At 60.2% G+C, this 16,687-nt stretch carries 12 protein-coding genes and 2 tRNA genes; 4 read left to right on the top strand and 10 right to left on the bottom strand.

All coding sequences use genetic code 11. From position 1 onward, the window contains the following. Positions 1-103: 103 nt before the first annotated feature. From ACA065_RS02730 to rnr, 8 genes are all read right to left on the bottom strand, one after another. A complete protein-coding gene (locus ACA065_RS02730) occupies positions 104-2,407 on the bottom strand; it encodes a YgiQ family radical SAM protein (protein WP_497693204.1) in 2,304 nt (767 codons plus the stop codon). 179 nt (positions 2,408-2,586) lie between these two features. Further along, positions 2,587-3,981 carry a replicative DNA helicase gene (dnaB, locus tag ACA065_RS02725; protein WP_064450415.1) on the bottom strand — a complete coding sequence of 465 codons (1,395 nt, stop codon included), beginning with the start codon at positions 3,979-3,981 and terminating at the stop codon, positions 2,587-2,589. Positions 3,982-4,100: 119 nt separating this feature from the next. After that, on the bottom strand, positions 4,101-4,547 hold the full coding sequence (gene rplI, locus ACA065_RS02720) for a 50S ribosomal protein L9 (RefSeq protein WP_003171376.1): 447 nt from the start codon (positions 4,545-4,547) through the stop codon (positions 4,101-4,103). A gap of 18 nt (positions 4,548-4,565) precedes the next feature. Beyond that, positions 4,566-5,459, bottom strand: a complete 894-nt coding sequence (locus ACA065_RS02715; RefSeq protein ID WP_043047864.1) for a YybS family protein — start codon at positions 5,457-5,459, stop codon at positions 4,566-4,568. A 36-nt stretch (positions 5,460-5,495) separates the two neighbouring features. Then, entirely contained in the window at positions 5,496-5,726 is a 231-nt protein-coding gene (rpsR, locus tag ACA065_RS02710) for a 30S ribosomal protein S18 (protein ID WP_002551829.1), read from the bottom strand. 28 nt (positions 5,727-5,754) lie between these two features. Beyond that, positions 5,755-6,177, bottom strand: a complete 423-nt coding sequence (gene rpsF / locus ACA065_RS02705; protein WP_003217491.1) for a 30S ribosomal protein S6 — start codon at positions 6,175-6,177, stop codon at positions 5,755-5,757. 337 nt (positions 6,178-6,514) lie between these two features. Next, the gene (gene rlmB, locus ACA065_RS02700; protein WP_322212500.1) at positions 6,515-7,270 is read right to left on the bottom strand and encodes a 23S rRNA (guanosine(2251)-2'-O)-methyltransferase RlmB; all 756 of its coding nucleotides are present in this window, start codon (positions 7,268-7,270) and stop codon (positions 6,515-6,517) included. Beyond that, positions 7,267-9,900, bottom strand: a complete 2,634-nt coding sequence (gene rnr, locus ACA065_RS02695; RefSeq protein ID WP_497693203.1) for a ribonuclease R — start codon at positions 9,898-9,900, stop codon at positions 7,267-7,269. Before rnr ends, rlmB begins: the two co-directional genes overlap by 4 nt. A 224-nt stretch (positions 9,901-10,124) precedes the next feature. Between rnr and ACA065_RS02690 the strand changes: the two genes are divergently transcribed. The 4 genes from ACA065_RS02690 (at position 10,125) to ACA065_RS02675 (ending at position 13,209) form a co-directional block, all read left to right on the top strand. Next, positions 10,125-10,211: transfer RNA gene (locus ACA065_RS02690), tRNA-Leu, on the top strand. A gap of 175 nt (positions 10,212-10,386) precedes the next feature. Continuing rightward, positions 10,387-10,473, top strand: a tRNA-Leu gene (locus tag ACA065_RS02685). Between the two features lie 145 nt (positions 10,474-10,618). Continuing rightward, on the top strand, positions 10,619-11,644 hold the full coding sequence (locus ACA065_RS02680) for an iron ABC transporter substrate-binding protein (RefSeq protein ID WP_497693202.1): 1,026 nt from the start codon (positions 10,619-10,621) through the stop codon (positions 11,642-11,644). Continuing rightward, on the top strand, positions 11,644-13,209 hold the full coding sequence (locus ACA065_RS02675; RefSeq protein WP_497693201.1) for an ABC transporter permease: 1,566 nt from the start codon (positions 11,644-11,646) through the stop codon (positions 13,207-13,209). Before ACA065_RS02680 ends, ACA065_RS02675 begins: the two co-directional genes overlap by 1 nt. A gap of 108 nt (positions 13,210-13,317) precedes the next feature. On the opposite strand, the gene ACA065_RS02670 is transcribed toward ACA065_RS02675, so the two are convergent. Together ACA065_RS02670 and ACA065_RS02665 are read right to left on the bottom strand one after the other, a co-directional pair. Further along, the gene (locus ACA065_RS02670) at positions 13,318-15,252 is read right to left on the bottom strand and encodes a methyl-accepting chemotaxis protein (RefSeq protein WP_497693200.1); all 1,935 of its coding nucleotides are present in this window, start codon (positions 15,250-15,252) and stop codon (positions 13,318-13,320) included. Between the two features lie 139 nt (positions 15,253-15,391). Next, entirely contained in the window at positions 15,392-16,681 is a 1,290-nt protein-coding gene (locus ACA065_RS02665; protein ID WP_497693199.1) for an adenylosuccinate synthase, read from the bottom strand. Positions 16,682-16,687 lie beyond the last annotated feature (6 nt).

Here is a 16,687-nt window from a genome sequence, read left to right as displayed (position 1 = left end):
CGCGAAGGCGATTCAATGCGCGCCACCTTAACAAACAGACTACACACCGACTAGAAAGCAAAACGCCAGCACGAGGCTGGCGTTTTGCATGTTCAGGCTGCGATCAACGCGGCACGACCGGTTTGCGCGCAGGCTTGCCGCCCTTGCCCTTGGCCGCGTCGGCGCGCTCCTTGGCGGCCTGCTTGTTGCGCGCCATGGCCGCAGCCTTGGCTTGTTCGCGTTTGTCCCACGGGTTGCTGCCGTCGCTGCCACGCGGCGGCAGGCCGGTGTGCTGGGTGAGGATCTTGGTGGTGGTTTCCTTGGCGACCTTATGGCTGCCGGCCGGCGTCGAGTTCTTGCGACGCGCGCTCTGGTAGCTGTCTGTGGCCGGCTGGTGCAGCGGGATCAACTGGTCTTTGCCCGGCCCAATCAGGTCGGCGCGGCCCATGCGGGTCAACGCTTCACGCAGCATCGGCCAGCCTTTCGGGTCGTGGTAGCGCAAGAAGGCCTTGTGCAGACGGCGCTGCTCTTCGCTCTTGACGATGGTCACCGCGTCGCTCTTGTAGGTGACCTTGCGCAGCGGGTTCTTGCCCGAGTGGTACATCGCGGTGGCGGTGGCCATTGGCGACGGGTAGAACGCCTGCACCTGGTCGGCGCGGAAGCCGTTGCCCTTGAGCCACAGGGCCAGGTTCATCATGTCTTCATCGGTGGTGCCCGGGTGGGCGGCGATGAAGTAAGGAATCAGGTACTGCTCCTTGCCCGCTTCCTTGGTGTACTTCTCGAACATGCGCTTGAACTTGTCATAGCTGCCAATGCCCGGCTTCATCATCTGGTTGAGCGGACCTTCCTCGGTGTGTTCCGGGGCGATCTTCAGGTAGCCGCCAACGTGGTGGGTCACCAGCTCTTTAACGTACTCCGGCGACTCGACGGCGAGGTCGTAGCGCAGGCCGGAAGCGATCAAAATTTTCTTCACACCCGGCAACGCACGGGCACTGCGGTACAGCTGAATCAGCGACGAGTGGTCGGTGTTCAGGTTCGGGCAAATGCCTGGGAATACGCACGACGGCTTGCGGCACGCGGATTCGATTTCCGGGCTCTTGCAGGCGATGCGGTACATGTTCGCGGTCGGGCCGCCGAGGTCGGAAATCACGCCGGTGAAGCCTGGCACTTTGTCGCGGATCTCTTCGATTTCGCGAATGATCGACTCTTCGGAACGGTTCTGGATGATCCGGCCTTCGTGCTCGGTGATTGAGCAGAAGGTGCAGCCGCCGAAGCAGCCACGCATGATGTTCACCGAGAAGCGAATCATGTCGTAGGCCGGGATCTTTTCCTTGCCGTATACCGGGTGCGGAACTCGTGCGTAAGGCATGCCAAACACGTAGTCCATTTCTTCGGTGGTCATCGGAATGGGCGGCGGGTTGAACCACACGTCCACTTCACCGTGCTTCTGCACCAGGGCGCGGGCGTTGCCTGGGTTGGTTTCCAGGTGCAACACGCGGTTGGCGTGGGCGTAGAGCACCGCGTCGCCACGGACTTTTTCTACCGATGGCAGGCGGATCACAGTCTTGTCGCGAGTCATGCGCGGGCTGGCCAGGATCTGTACGACCTTGGCTTCCTCTGGATCGTCCTGCGGCCCCTTTTCCTGCTCGATGGCGCAGGCCTGGGTGTCCTGGGTGTTCACGTACGGGTTGATGATCTTGTCGACCTTGCCCGGGCGGTCGATACGCGTGGAGTCCACTTCGTACCAGCCCGCAGGCGTGTCACGGCGAATGAACGCGGTGCCGCGCACGTCGGTGATGTCTTCGATCTTGTGGCCCCACGACAGGCGCTGGGCGACTTCAACGATGGCCCGCTCGGCGTTGCCGTACAGCAGGATATCGGCGGTGGCGTCGATCAGGATCGAGTTACGCACGCGGTCCTGCCAGTAGTCGTAGTGGGCGATGCGGCGCAGGGACGCTTCGATGCCACCAAGCACGATCGGCACGTTTTTGTAGGCTTCTTTACAACGCTGGCTGTACACCAGGCTGGCGCGGTCCGGGCGCTTGCCGGCCATGCCGCCAGGGGTGTAGGCGTCGTCGGAACGGATTTTTTTGTCGGCGGTGTAGCGGTTGATCATCGAGTCCATGTTACCGGCCGCGACGCCGAAGAACAGGTTCGGCTCGCCGAGCTTCATGAAGTCGTCTTTGGACTGCCAGTTCGGCTGGGCAATGATCCCGACGCGAAAGCCCTGGGACTCCAGCAGCCGGCCGATGATGGCCATACCGAACGAGGGGTGATCCACGTACGCATCACCGGTGACGATGATGATGTCGCAGGAATCCCAGCCAAGCTGATCCATCTCCTCCCTGCTCATCGGCAGGAATGGCGCAGGACCGAAACATTCGGCCCAGTACTTGGGATAGTCAAATAACGGCTTGGCTGTTTGCATGACGGTGACCGGTGTTGAGATGAAAAATCGCGGGCGCGGAATATAGCACAAATTTTGACCAATTCCGACGGTAATGGTCGGAAATCATGTGGGAGCGGGCTTGCTCGCGAAAGCGGTGTGTCATTCAGCAAAAGGGTGAATGTGATACCGCTTTCGCGAGCAAGCCCGCTCCCACAATGTTACTCGTCGTCGAAGTTATAGCTGCCCGGCGCCAGGTTTTCGAAGCGGGTGTATTTACCGATAAAGGCCAGACGCGTGGTGCCGATTGGCCCGTTACGCTGTTTACCGATAATGATTTCGGCGATGCCTTTATGCTCGGTTTCCGGGTGGTACACCTCGTCCCGGTAAACGAACATGATCACGTCAGCATCCTGCTCGATCGCTCCGGATTCCCGCAAGTCGGAGTTGATCGGGCGTTTGTTCGGGCGCTGCTCCAGGGAACGGTTGAGCTGCGACAGCGCCACCACCGGGCAGTTGAATTCCTTGGCCAGGGCTTTCAACGAGCGGGAAATCTCGGAAATCTCGTTGGTCCGGCTGTCACCGCTGGAACCCGGGATCTGCATCAGTTGCAGGTAGTCGATCATGATCAGGGCGATGTCGCCGTGCTCACGCACCAGGCGCCGGGTACGCGCACGCATTTCCGACGGGCTGATGCCCGCGGTGTCATCGATAAACAGCTTGCGGTCGTTGAGCAGGTTGACCGCCGAGGTCAGGCGCGGCCAATCGTCGTCTTCCAGGCGACCGGCACGCACCTTGGTCTGGTCGATGCGGCCCAGGGACGACAACATACGCATGATCAGCGACTCACCTGGCATCTCCAGGGAGTAAACCAGGACGGCCTTGTCGCTGCGCAACACGGCGTTTTCCACCAGGTTCATGGCGAAGGTGGTTTTACCCATGGACGGACGGCCGGCGACGATGATCAGGTCAGACGGCTGCAAGCCGCTGGTCATGCCGTCGAGGTCGGTGTAGCCGGTGGACAGGCCGGTAATGGCGTTATCGGTGTTGAACAGGGTATCGATACGGTCGATAGCCTTGGTCAGCAGGTCGTTGACGCTGACCGGGCCGCCAGTTTTCGGCCGGGCCTCGGCGATCTGGAAGATCTGCCGTTCGGCTTCGTCGAGAATCTCTTCAGCGGTGCGGCCTTCGGGGTTGAAGGCGCTGTCGGCGATCTCGGTGGCGATGCCGATCAACTGGCGCAACGTGGCCCGCGCACGGACGATCTGCGCATAGGCCTTGATGTTGGCGACCGATGGCGTGTTTTTCGCCAGCTCACCCAGGTAACCCAGGCCGCCCACTTGGGACGTCTGGCCTTCCTTGTCCAATTGCTCGGCCAGGGTCACCACGTCGATCGGTGAGTTCTGGTCGGCCAGCTTGGCAATCGCGCGGAAGATCAGGCGGTGGTCATGACGGTAGAAATCGCCGTCCGAGACTTGATCCAGCACGCGCTCCCAGGCGTTGTTGTCCAGCATCAAACCACCGAGCACGGCCTGCTCGGCCTCGATGGAATGTGGCGGCACTTTCAGGGCAGCGGTTTGCAGATCATATTGCTCAGGAGCGGAGATATCGTTCATGGCCACTTGGAATAGTTGGAGAATCAGGGCTACAGAAAAACAAAAGGCACGACCTGTAAACAGGATCGTGCCCGATGTTAACCGCCTGACACGCGAGGTGCCAGTCAGTTAGGTGTCGCTTAAGCAGCTACCACAACAACGCGTACGGTGGCTTCAACTTCGGCGTGCAGGTGCACGGCTACGTCGAATTCGCCTACGTTGCGGATGGTGCCGTTCGGCAGACGAACTTCGCTCTTCTGCACTTCAACGCCGGAGGCGGTCAGTGCATCAGCGATGTCGTGGGTGCCGATCGAACCGAACAGCTTGCCTTCGTCACCGGCGGTGGCAGTGATAGTCACTTCCAGCTCAGCCAGTTGGGCAGCGCGAGTTTCGGCCGAAGCTTTTTTGTCTGCTGCTGCTTTTTCCAGCTCAGCACGACGCTCTTCAAACGCAGCCAGGTTGGCAGCGGTTGCAGCGGTGGCTTTGCCGTATGGCAGCAGGTAGTTACGACCGTAGCCGGCCTTAACGTTCACTTTGTCGCCCAGGTTGCCCAGGTTGGCGACTTTTTCCAGAAGGATCAGTTGCATGTGAAAATCCTCTAACTTTTAACCTTCACCGTTCGCGTTATCGGCGTCTTTCGACGCCAGACGACCGCGAAAATCAATCAGGCCGTCGACAATGGCCAAAACCACGAGTAACGGATAGATCAGCTGCATGAACAGCAACAGCGTCACGTACAACCCCACCAGCCAGAACCTGGCCAGGCGCTTTCGCGCCACCAGCCCATGAATCAGGGCCAGCCCGGCAAACACCAGCGGTACACTGCAAATCGGCGCCAGCAAGGCCATCTGTGGGCCGAAGTTCGGCCCGACAACCATGCACGCCAGCAGCAACATCGCCGGCCCCGCGGGGATTCTGATACTGCGAAACTCGCGACCAAAACCACCCGGGTTGTACAACAACGCCTGCCAATAACGCCCAAGAATCAGGCTCAGCACGCTGACGACCTGCAACAATGCCGCAATCAGGCCGGTCAGGACCGGGGCAATCAGTGACGCAAACCGCGCTCGCTCATCTACCGACAATTGCTGGTAGAGATCCCCGAGGGCCAGCGGCAGGATCTTGACGATTTCCTGCGACAGCGCCTCGATTTGCGGGCGGAAAGCCGCGCCAAGCATCACTGAGTACACCAACCCCAATGCCACGCTGACCAGCAGCGTGCGGACCCAGGACTCACTTGCGCGTAAAACCAACGCAAGGCTCGATGACCCCAGCAGTACCAAAAGTACCCGTGGATCACCCATTTGCAGCCACCAGATCAAGGCCGGCAACAAACCCAGGGCAAGAACGCCAAGGGCGTCCTTCAAACCGCGCCGCAGCAGCACAAGGCAACCTGCGGCAGCACCCAACCAATAAAGCAACGGCAATGCCGCACATCCAGCCACTACCAGAGTGGCCTGCACGCGACCGCGCATGATGAACTCAGCTAAGGCGCGCATGCATTCAATCCCTTACTACTTGTCGACTGCCCGGTCTCAGCGGCCGTGGCTGTCGGTGTAGGCCAGCAGGGCCAGGAAGCGGGCGCGCTTGATAGCGGTGGCCAGCTGACGCTGATAACGTGCTTTAGTACCGGTGATACGGCTTGGAACGATTTTGCCGGTCTCGGATACGTAGGCTTTCAGAGTGTTGAGATCTTTGTAATCGATCTCTTTCACGTCTTCAGCGGTGAAGCGGCAGAATTTACGACGACGGAAGAAACGTGCCATTTGATAGGCTCCTTAAAAGGTCCGTGGATTACTCGTCAGCGTTATCGCTGTTGTCGCTGTCATCACTATCAGCGCTTTCGGCGCCTTCGTGCTCAGGACGGTCGCGACGCTCACGGCGCTCACTGCGGTTTTCTTCAGCCTTGAGCATCTCGGATTGGCCGGTAACGGCTTCTTCGCGACGGATGACCAGGTTACGGATCACTGCATCGTTGTAGCGGAAGTTGTCTTCCAGCTCGGCCAGGGCCTTGCCAGTGCACTCAACGTTCAGCATCACGTAGTGAGCCTTGTGAACATTGTTGATTGCGTAGGCCAGTTGACGACGGCCCCAATCTTCCAGACGGTGGATTTTGCCGCCGTCTTCTTCGATCAGCTTGGTGTAACGCTCTACCATGCCGCCGACTTGCTCGCTTTGATCCGGGTGGACCAAAAAGATGATTTCGTAATGACGCATGAATGCTCCTTACGGGTTGTAGCCTGCCGCTCAAAAACGGTCAGACAAGGAGTGAATGACACTTATGGATCTTGCCGCAGGGAGGCACATCGGTGCCTGCCAGGAAGGCAAGGGGCGCAATTGTAGAGAAGGGGGAGAAACGGCGCAAGGTGATTGGTGATTATTTGAACAATCTCCAATACACCCCAAAACAAATGTGGGAGGGGTTTGTGTGGGAGCCGGGCTTGCCCGCGATGCAGGCACCTCGATGTATCAGTGATACCAAGGTGTTGCTATCGCAGGCAAGCCAGCTCCCACACAAGCCCTCCCACATTTTGGATCTATGCCAGGCTCAAAATTACTTCTTGGCCTTGGCCTTGGCACCACGCTGACGCCGAGCCTCAAACAGACAAACACCGGTTGCGACCGATACGTTGAGGCTGCTGACGCTACCGGCCATCGGCAGGTGCACCAGGTAATCGCAATGCTCACGCGTCAGGCGACGCATGCCTTTGCCTTCGGCGCCCATGATCAGGATGGTCGGGCCGGTGAGGTCCTGGTCATAAATGCTGACCTCAGCCTCGCCAGCCGTGCCGACAACCCACAGGCCACGCTGCTGGAGTTTCTCCAGGGTGCGCGCCAGGTTGGTCACGGCCACCAACGGAATGACTTCCGCCGCGCCGCACGCCACTTTACGCACAACCGGCGTCAGGGTGGCCGACTTGTCTTTAGGCACAATCACCGCCAGTGCGCCGGCAGCATCTGCCGAACGCAGGCAGGCACCCAGGTTGTGCGGGTCGGTCACGCCGTCCAGCACCAGCAGCAAGGGTGCGCCTTCGGTACGGTCGAGCAACTCGTCGAGCATCGCCTCGCCCCAGACCTGGCTCGGGCTTACGTCCGCCACCACGCCCTGGTGAACGCCTTCTACCCACACGTCCATCTCGCGGCGCTCGGCTTGGCCGATGGCAACTTTGTTTTGGGTGGCCAACTCGACCAGCGCTTGTACGCGCGGCTCACTGCGGCCTTCGGCCAACCACACCTGCTTGACGCGTTTCGGGTGGTGACGCAGCAGTGCTTCTACGGCGTGCACGCCGTAGATTTTTTCCAGACTCATGACTTGGCCTTAGGTTTGCGCGACCCGCCGCTTTTCGCGGGGGCCGAACCCGCTTTTGGCGGGCCTTTACGGTGTTTACTCGGCTTGCTCGACGGCTTTTCCGCCTCGCGGGACTTTCCCCCAGACGCCGCTTTACCACCGCTTTTGGCTTCGTTGAGCAACTGCTGCTTCAACTCGCGGCTCTTGCGCAGCTCGGCGTTTTTCGCCGCAGCGTCGCTTGGGCGGTAGGCTTCGGGGGCCTTCTCTTTGGCCGACGAACGACGAGCGGCCTTGGCTGGAGCTGGTTCGGCGGCGGCTGCTTTAGCAGGAGCACCCTTGCCTTTAGCGGCCGGCGCTGCGGTTTCGCTGCCACGCTTTTTACGGCCCGTCGGTTCGGCGGGCTTATCAGGCATGCCGAAGTCGATCTTGCGCTCGTCGAGGTCGACGCGCATGACCTGCACTTCCACGGTATCGCCCAAACGGAAGCTACGCCCCGTGCGCTCGCCCGCCAGGCGGTGATGCACAGGGTCAAAGTGGTAGTAGTCACCCGGCAAGGCGGTGACATGCACCAGGCCCTCGACGTAGATGTCGGTCAGCTCGACAAACAGGCCAAAACCGGTCACCGCGGTGATCACACCTGGGAACGACTCGCCCACGCGGTCTTTCATGAACTCGCACTTGAGCCAGTTCACTACGTCGCGGGTCGCTTCGTCGGCACGGCGTTCGCTCATGGAGCACTGCTCGCCCAACTGTTCCAGGGCCGCTTCGTCGTACGGATAGATCCGTGCTTTCGGAATGGTCATGGCACCGGCGCGCTTGACGTGCGGGGTGTTCTGCTTGGAATGGATCACGCTGCGGATCGCCCGGTGCGTGAGCAAGTCCGGGTAACGGCGAATCGGCGAGGTGAAGTGGGTGTACGCCTCGTAATTCAGGCCGAAGTGGCCCTGGTTATCAGCGCTGTACACCGCCTGGCTCAGGGAGCGCAGCATGACGGTCTGGATCACGTGGTAATCCGGACGGTCCTTGATGCTCGCGAGCAGTGCCTGGTAGTCCTTCGGCGTCGGGCCGTCCTTGCCTTTGTGCAGGGACAGGCCGAGCTCACCGAGGAACGCGCGCAACTTCTCCAAACGCTCCGGCGGCGGGCCATCGTGCACGCGGTACAACGCAGGAATCTCGTGCTTTTTCAGGAATTCTGCAGTGGCCACGTTGGCCGCCAGCATGCATTCCTCGATCAGCTTGTGAGCGTCATTACGTGTGGTCGGGGTGATTGCGGCGATCTTGCGCTCGGAGCCGAAAACAATTCGGGTTTCCTGGGTTTCAAAATCGATCGCGCCACGCACATGACGCGCGCCCAGCAGCACCTTGTACAGCGAGTACAGCTGCTTGAGGTGCGGCACCACGCCAGCGTATTCGGTACGCAGGGCCTTGGCCTCGCTGGTCTTCGGCGCTTCCAGGATGGTGCTGACCTTGTTGTAGGTCAGGCGCGCCTGGGAGTGAATCACCGCTTCATAGAACTGGTAGTCGGTCATCTCGCCGGTTTTCGAGATGGTCATCTCGCACACCATGGCCAAACGGTCGACTTTCGGGTTCAGGGAGCACAGGCCGTTGGACAGCTGCTCAGGCAGCATCGGGATTACGCGCTCCGGGAAGTACACGGAGTTACCGCGCACCTGAGCTTCGTTGTCCAGGGCCGAACCGATCTTCACGTAGCTGGATACGTCGGCAATCGCGACGAACAACTTCCAACCGCCGGAGAACAGGCGCAGCTTGCCAGGCTTGGCTTCGCAGTATACCGCATCGTCGAAGTCGCGGGCATCTTCGCCGTCAATGGTGACGAACGGCAGATGGCGCAGGTCGATGCGTTTTTCTTTGTCTTTGTCTTCCACTTCAGGCTTGAGCTTGGCGGCTTCTTTGAGCACCGCCTCAGGCCAGACGTGAGGAATATCGTAGGTGCGCAGCGCAACGTCGATTTCCATGCCCGGCGCCATGTAGTTGCCGACCACTTCAACGATATCGCCTTGCGGCTGGAAGCGCGCAGTCGGCCAATGGGTGATTTTCACCTCGACGAACTGGCCGACCTTGGCGGCGCCATTGCGGCCCGGGGTGATCAGCACTTCCTGCTGGACCTTCGGGTTATCCGGCACAACAAAGCCAATACCGCCTTCTTCGAAGTAGCGGCCGACGATGGACTCGTGGGCACGCGACACCACTTCGACGATCACACCTTCACGGCGACCACGACGGTCCAGGCCGGAAACCCGCGCCAGGGCACGGTCGCCATCGAACACCAGACGCATTTGCGCCGGGCTCATGAACAGGTCGTCACTGCCGTCATCCGGGATCAGGAAGCCGAAGCCATCACGATGGCCGGCGATGCGGCCAAGGATCAGGTCGAGCTTATCCACAGGCGCGTAAGTGCCACGGCGGGTGTAGATCAATTGAGCATCGCGCTCCATGGCACGCAAACGGCGGCGCAGGGCTTCGAGCTGGTCTTCGGTGGTCAGACCGAATTCTTCAACCAGCTGCTCGCGGCTAGCAGGCGAACCTCGATCGGCGAGATGCGCCAGGATCAGTTCGCGGCTAGGAATAGGGTTTTCATATTTTTCCGCTTCACGAGCGGCCTCGGGATCGAGGGACTGCCAATCGGCCATTAGAGAGTTTTCACCTTGTCTATATGCGGGTTAGTTTGGCATACGCGTATTGAAACGGGAAATTTCAGGCATCAACAAGCGTTTTAAAGGCCTTTGTCGCCCTCGTAACGCACCTTGCACGACCATTGGCGAAATTTTCCATGATTTTTTCATAGCAGGGCTTTACAGCTCAAAATCGCCTCCGTATAGTGCGCGCCATCGACGACGGCAACGTTGTTGATGCTGCCCAGGTGGTGAAATTGGTAGACACGCCAGCTTCAGGTGCTGGTGATCGCAAGGTCGTGGAAGTTCGAGTCTTCTCCTGGGCACCAATTTCAAACTCAAGGTTCTGCCTCGAGTCTCCAAAAACCCGCGAAAGCGGGTTTTTGCGTTTCAGGCCTTTGATTTTTAACGAAAATCTTGATTTATATTTTTGAATCAGGGGTTTACAGATCAAAAAGCCCTCCGTATAGTTCGCTCCATCAACGGCGCAAGCGTTGTTGATAAGCCCAGGTGGTGAAATTGGTAGACACGCCAGCTTCAGGTGCTGGTGATCGCAAGGTCGTGGAAGTTCGAGTCTTCTCCTGGGCACCAAATTCAGATCAAACCCGCGAAAGCGGGTTTTTTCGTTTCCGGGGTTTGAAAACCTGCCCGGCGATTTCTCCCCTCGTCCGCACTTGAGAAGTTTTATCGTTTATCCTTGCAATGATTTGTTGCACACAAGCGAGGAACAACCCGGATGATGATCCGCGATATCCGTCTCAAGACATCCCTTCTGCGTGGCCTTTCCATCACTCTGCTCGGCCTGACCCTGCTCTCGCCCGCCGCCTATTGCGCCGACAAGGTGTCACTGACCCTGTACAACGGCCAACACAAAGAAGTCGGCGATGAACTCGCCAAGGCCTTCGAAGCCAAGACCGGCATTCACGTCAACGTGCGCAAAGGCAGCAGCAACCAGCTGGCCAGCCAAGTCGTCGAAGAAGGCGATCGCTCCCCCGCCGACGTGATCTACACCGAAGAATCGCCGCCACTGAACAAGCTCGGTGAACAAGGCCTGCTGGCGAAGATCGATGCCAGCACCCTCGACGTACTGCCCAAGGATTATGTCGGCAGCAACGGCGACTGGATGGGCGTGACCGCCCGAACCCGCGTCGTGGCCTTCAATCCAAAGTTGATCGCTGAAAAGGACCTGCCCAAGTCGGTACTGGATTTCGCCGGCCCCGAGTGGCAAGGCAAAGTCGGCTTCGTGCCCACCAGCGGCGCGTTCCAGGAACAAGCCGTGGCAATCATCAAACTGCACGGTCGCGAGGCCGCAGAAGAATGGCTGACCGGCCTGCGCGCTTTCGGCAAGGTCTACAGCAACAACATGGTTGCGCTCAAAGCCGTGGAAAACGGCGAAGTCGCCACCGTGCTGGTGAATAACTACTACTGGTTTGCCCTGAAGAAAGAAAAAACCAACCTGGATTCGCAACTGCATTACTTCACCAATGGTGATGCCGGCGGCCTGATCACCGTGTCTTCCGCTGCCGCGCTGAAATCCAGCAAGCACCCCAAAGAAGCCCAGCAGTTGCTCGCCTTTATGGCCAGTGAAGAAGGCCAGCGCGTCATCACCAACACCTCGGCCGAATACCCGCTGCGCAAGGGCATGGAATCCAACCGTGGCCTCAAGCCTTTCAGCGAGCTGCAACCGCCGAAAGTCACCCCCGCAGACCTTGGCAACGCCGAAGAAGCCCTGGACCTGGAACGTGACGTTGGCTTGAACTGATGAACCCATCGCTACCCGCCCCCGCCTTGCGCGGGGGTTTCAGCCCGCGGCGCAAGCGTCCCTCGATCTGGCTGCTAATCCCGGTTCTGCTCCTGGTTGGCTTGAGCCTGCTGCCATTGGTGTATGTCGGGACTAAAGCCTGGCAGGCGGGCTGGGCGCAGGCGGTGCACCTGTTATGGCGGCCCTATGTGTTCGGGCTGCTGCGCAACACCCTGGCACTGATGATTGGCGTGACCGTGGCGTGCGGCGTGATCGGCCTGTCCCTGGCCTGGCTACTGGAACGCAGCAACCTGCCAGGCCGACGCATTTGGGGCGTGATCCTGTGCCTGCCGTTTGCGGTGCCGGCGTTTGTCAGCAGTTTTACCTGGGTGTCGCTGAGCGCCAACTTCGAAGGGCTGGGCGGGGCGATCCTGGTGATGACCCTGTCCAAATACCCGCTGGTGTTTCTGCCGGTGGCGGCAACCCTGCGCAATCTTGACCCCTCCCTGGAAGAATCAGCCCGCACCTTGGGGCTGAATCGCTGGGGCGTATTTTTTCGCATCACACTGCCCCTGCTGTGGCCTTCGCTGTTGGCCGGGGCGCTGCTGATTGCGCTACACATGCTGGTGGAATTCGGCGCGCTGTCGATCATTGGCCTGCAGACTTTTACGACGGCGATTTACCAGCAATTCGAATTGGAATTCAGCAATGCCAACGCCGCGATGCTCTCGGCGGTATTGCTGGTGATGTGCCTGACGCTGTTGTGGCTGGAGCTGCGCGTGCGCGGCAAGGGCCGACACGTGCGCATCGGCCAGGGCGCGGCGCGACACGCTGAACAGGTCAAGCTGGGCAAGTGGGCGCCACTGGGCCAAGTGTATTGCCTGGCGCTGGCGATCATTGGCAGCGGCATTCCGCTGGGGATGCTCGGGTACTGGCTGGCGGTAGGTTCGTCGGCGGCATTCCCCGTGGCCCAGATCAGCGAAGCACTGCTGTCATCGCTGGCGCTGTCCTTGGGTGGTGCGGCGCTTTGCCTGGTGCTGGCCGTGCCCGTGGGACTGCTGGTGGTGCGCTACAAAGGCCAGCTGGCAATCTGGGCCGAACGTTTGCCGTACCTGCTGCATGCCCTGCCCGGCCTGGTGATCGCACTGACACTGGTGTATTTCGCGCTGCATTATGTGCCGGCGCTGTATCAGACGTCGGCATTGTTGCTGATCGCTTATGCGTTGCTGTTCCTGCCGCTGGCACAGGCGCCGATTCGCACCGCCCTGAACAAGGCCGCGCCGCAGCTGGAAGAGGCTGCGCGCACGCTGGGCGCATCGTCGTTCAGCGCGTTTTGCCGGGTGACCTTGCCGATTATTTTCCCGGCATTGGGTGCGGCGTTTGCGCTGGTGTTTCTGGATGCAATGAAGGAATTGACGGCGACGTTGCTGCTCAGTCCTACAGGGTTGAATACCCTGGCCACCGCCGTGTGGGCGCACACCTCGAATGTGGAATTCGCGGCGGCAGCGCCTTATGCGGCGCTGCTGATTCTGGTGTCGGGGTTGCCGGTGTATTTGCTTACGACGCGGATGTATCTGAGCCGCTGAAATAGCTTTCGCAGGCAAGCCAGCTCCCACAGTTGACCGAGTTCCAACTTTGGAATGCATTTAAATGTGGGAGCGGGCTTGCCTGCGATAGCGCCGGTACAGGCGCCGCTAAGCCCGAAACTGCCCCAAACTCGCCTTAAGCTGCGCCGCCAACCCATCCAGCACCTTGCCACTGGCCGTGGTTTCCACCACCGCCTGCGCGGCACGCTCGGCTTGAGCATGAATCACCTCGACCCGCCCACGCACCGCATGCGCGCCCTGAGCCTGATGCTCGGCTGCGCGAGTCGCCAAGCCAATCGCCGCATGCACCTGCTCCACCGAAGCCTGCACCGTCTGCTGCAAGCGCACACTGTCGCGCAGCACCAGCAAGCCTTCATTGGCTTGCCGCCCGGCCTTGCTGATGGTTTCGACTGCCTCACGCGCGCCCTGCTGCAGCGCCACGATATGCGCCTGGATATCCCCCGTGGAGCTTTGGGTTTTACTCGCCAGCGCGCGCACTTCGTCGGCCACCACCGCGAAACCGCGCCCGGTCTCACCGGCCCGCGCGGCTTCGATGGCGGCGTTAAGCGCCAGTAAATTGGTCTGCTCAGCGATGCCATGAATCACCGTCAACACCACTTCGATCTGCTCGCTTTGCTGGGCCAGGCGCTCAATGACTTGGGAGCCGGCCTGAACCTGCCCGGCCAACGCCTCGATCAAGCTGCCGACTTCGGCCGAAGTGCGCGAGTTCTCATCCGTGGCCTGGCGGATATCCACCACCTGTTGCAAGGCCGCCTGCATCGCATGGCTTTCGGCTTGCGCCTCGTCGGCCATCTGCGACAACGCGCGCAAGCTCTCGGCCACCTCATCGCGTTGCAAACCGGCCGCCTTGTCAGCCCCGGCATTGCGCAAGGTCATGGCGCCGATTTCCACGCCGGTACGCTGGGCCACATCGCCCGCCTCGCGCACGATCGGCTGCAACTTGTCCACAAAGCGATTGACCGCCGAGGCCATGTCGCCGATTTCGTCCTTGCTGCTGATCTGCACGCGCTTGGTGAGGTCGCCCTCGCCCGCCGCCAGGTCATCCATGGCCGCGATCAACAACTTCAGGCGGTTAACCACACGCCGCCCCAGCACAATGGCGATCAACAGCAATACGCCGAACCCAACAATCGCAAGCCCCATGCCGATGCGCCAGCGCAAAGTGCCTGCTGCCTCCTGTACGGCGCTGGTGGTATTGGCGGTCATCTGCGTCGCGGTGGCTTGCGCAGACTGCAGGCGCGCGCCCATGGCCGCCGCGCTGTCGGCGGCAGCCCCCTTGAGGCTGTCGCCCACCAACTGATCACTGCTGGCGATCAGTGCGGCAAAACGTTTATCCAGCGCAGCCAGGTCGGCCTCGACCGCCGTGGTCGAAACCCCCATGCGAACTTTGCCGATCTCGACGCCATTGGGGCTGATGGATGCTTCGACGTAGAACACGGCAGGATCATTTTTCGCCGCGTCCAAGACTTTATCCAGCGCACGGTCGCCCTGCCCCTTGGCCAGCAATGCCTGGTTGATCGGGTTGTCACGGTTCAGATAACGGGTCAGATGCTCCCCGGTGGCGTCGTCATAGACCACGAACAACACGTTGGGATTGCGCTGGGCACGCCGGGCGAACTCCGACAGTGTCGGCACGTCGCTGTCCCACATGGCGCGAGGCGCCACCGAGGCCAGTAGCTGCGCCATATCGTTGGCAGAGTCTTGCAGGTCTTTCTCCAAGGTCGCACGCAGTTGCTTTTGCTCGTCCTGCAGACGCGTGGAAAGCCCGGCCGTCAAACGCTGGCGCGTGCTGGAAGACAGGCTGTCCAGACTGGATGTGACTTCCTTGCCGGCTTGCGCCAGCTCGCCGGACAGTTTTTGACTGTCGACGCCCAGTCGGTTGCCCAAATCAGCTTCCAATGCAGTGACGGTGCTTCGCGTCAGGGCGACGGCCACCAGCACTTGCACCAAAAGAGCGATACCTAGGGTAACGAACACCGGCCGCAACAGCCGGCTTTGTAACAATGAGAGAACGGCAGACACTGGGAATCCCTCCACCACGGGTGCCATTAATTTGATAGCACCGCGAAAGAAAGAACCATAGCAAGGGTCGTGCCGTTTACCAGCCAGATACGACAAAGGGCTCCCGAAGGAGCCCTTTGCTTTTTACATCAACAGCTTATTAAGCGAACGGGTGACGCAGAACGATGGTCTCGTTGCGGTCCGGGCCCGTCGAAATAATGTCGATTGGCGCGCCGATCAGCTCTTCAACGCGCTTGATGTAAGCACGCGCGTTAGCTGGCAGCTCTTCCAGGGTTTTGGCACCCACGGTCGATTCGGTCCAGCCTGGCACTTCTTCGTACACAGGCTGCAGGCCTACGTAGCTGTCAGCGTCGGTCGGGGCAACGTCTTTACCGTCTGCATCTTTGTAGCCGACACAGATGTTGATGGTTTCCAGACCGTCGAGTACATCCAGCTTGGTCAGGCAGATGCCCGAGATGCTGTTCACATCGATAGCGCGACGCAGGATAACCGCGTCGAACCAGCCGCAACGACGAGCACGGCCGGTGGTCGCGCCGAACTCGTGACCTTGCTTGGCCAGGTGCGCACCGACTTCGTCGAACAGCTCAGTCGGGAATGGACCCGAACCTACGCGTGTGGTGTAAGCCTTGGTGATGCCCAGGATGTAGTCCAGGAACATCGGGCCGACGCCCGAACCGGTCGCAACGCCGCCAGCGGTGGTGTTGGAACTGGTCACGTACGGGTAGGTGCCGTGGTCGATGTCCAGCAACGAACCTTGGGCGCCTTCGAACATGATGTCTTTGCCGGCACGACGCAGGTCGTGCAGCTCGGCCGTCACGTCCAGCATCAGCGGCTTGAGCAGTTCAGCGTATTCCTTGCACTCAGCCAGGGTCTTTTCAAACTCGATGGCTGGCTCTTTGTAGTAACCCACCAGCATGAAGTTATGGTAGTCCACCAGTTCACGCAGCTTGTCTGCAAAACGCGGCATGTTGAGCAGGTCGCCCACACGCAGGCCACGACGAGCAACCTTGTCTTCGTAGGCCGGGCCGATGCCACGACCGGTCGTACCGATCTTCAGCTCGCCACGGGCCTTTTCACGGGCCTGGTCCAGCGCAACGTGGAAGGACAGGATCAGCGGGCAGGACGGGCTGATACGCAGGCGCTCGCGCACCGGTACGCCTTTCTCTTCCAGCTTGGTGATCTCACGCAGCAGGGCGTCAGGTGCAACCACCACGCCGTTACCGATCAGGCACTGCACGCCTTCGCGCAGTACGCCCGACGGGATCAGGTGCAAGACGGTTTTTTCGCCATCGATGACCAGGGTGTGGCCAGCGTTGTGGCCACCTTGGTAGCGCACTACGGCGGCAGCATGTTCGGTCAGCAGATCAACGATCTTGCCTTTGCCCTCATCACCCCATTGGGTGCCCAGGACTACGACATTCTTACCCATAACACT

This window comes from Pseudomonas sp. LBUM1640, from assembly GCF_059716225.1.
The sequence above is the reverse complement of the archived record's forward strand: the minus strand, read 5'-3'. Positions and strand labels throughout refer to the sequence as shown.

What these genes read in the sequence shown, in the direction of transcription:
- rpsF (WP_003217491.1), bottom strand. Translation starts at nt 6,177, where the DNA reads ATGCGTCATTACGAAATCATCTTTTTGGTCCACCCGGATCAAAGCGAG.
- rnr (WP_497693203.1), bottom strand. Translation starts at nt 9,900, where the DNA reads ATGGCCGATTGGCAGTCCCTCGATCCCGAGGCCGCTCGTGAAGCGGAA.
- ACA065_RS02675 (WP_497693201.1), top strand. Translation starts at nt 11,644, where the DNA reads ATGAACCCATCGCTACCCGCCCCCGCCTTGCGCGGGGGTTTCAGCCCG.
- rpsR (WP_002551829.1), bottom strand. Translation starts at nt 5,726, where the DNA reads ATGGCACGTTTCTTCCGTCGTCGTAAATTCTGCCGCTTCACCGCTGAA.
- rlmB (WP_322212500.1), bottom strand. Translation starts at nt 7,270, where the DNA reads ATGAGTCTGGAAAAAATCTACGGCGTGCACGCCGTAGAAGCACTGCTG.
- ACA065_RS02715 (WP_043047864.1), bottom strand. Translation starts at nt 5,459, where the DNA reads ATGCGCGCCTTAGCTGAGTTCATCATGCGCGGTCGCGTGCAGGCCACT.
- ACA065_RS02730 (WP_497693204.1), bottom strand. Translation starts at nt 2,407, where the DNA reads ATGCAAACAGCCAAGCCGTTATTTGACTATCCCAAGTACTGGGCCGAA.
- dnaB (WP_064450415.1), bottom strand. Translation starts at nt 3,981, where the DNA reads ATGAACGATATCTCCGCTCCTGAGCAATATGATCTGCAAACCGCTGCC.
- ACA065_RS02680 (WP_497693202.1), top strand. Translation starts at nt 10,619, where the DNA reads ATGATGATCCGCGATATCCGTCTCAAGACATCCCTTCTGCGTGGCCTT.
- rplI (WP_003171376.1), bottom strand. Translation starts at nt 4,547, where the DNA reads ATGCAACTGATCCTTCTGGAAAAAGTCGCCAACCTGGGCAACCTGGGC.
- ACA065_RS02665 (WP_497693199.1), bottom strand. Translation starts at nt 16,681, where the DNA reads ATGGGTAAGAATGTCGTAGTCCTGGGCACCCAATGGGGTGATGAGGGC.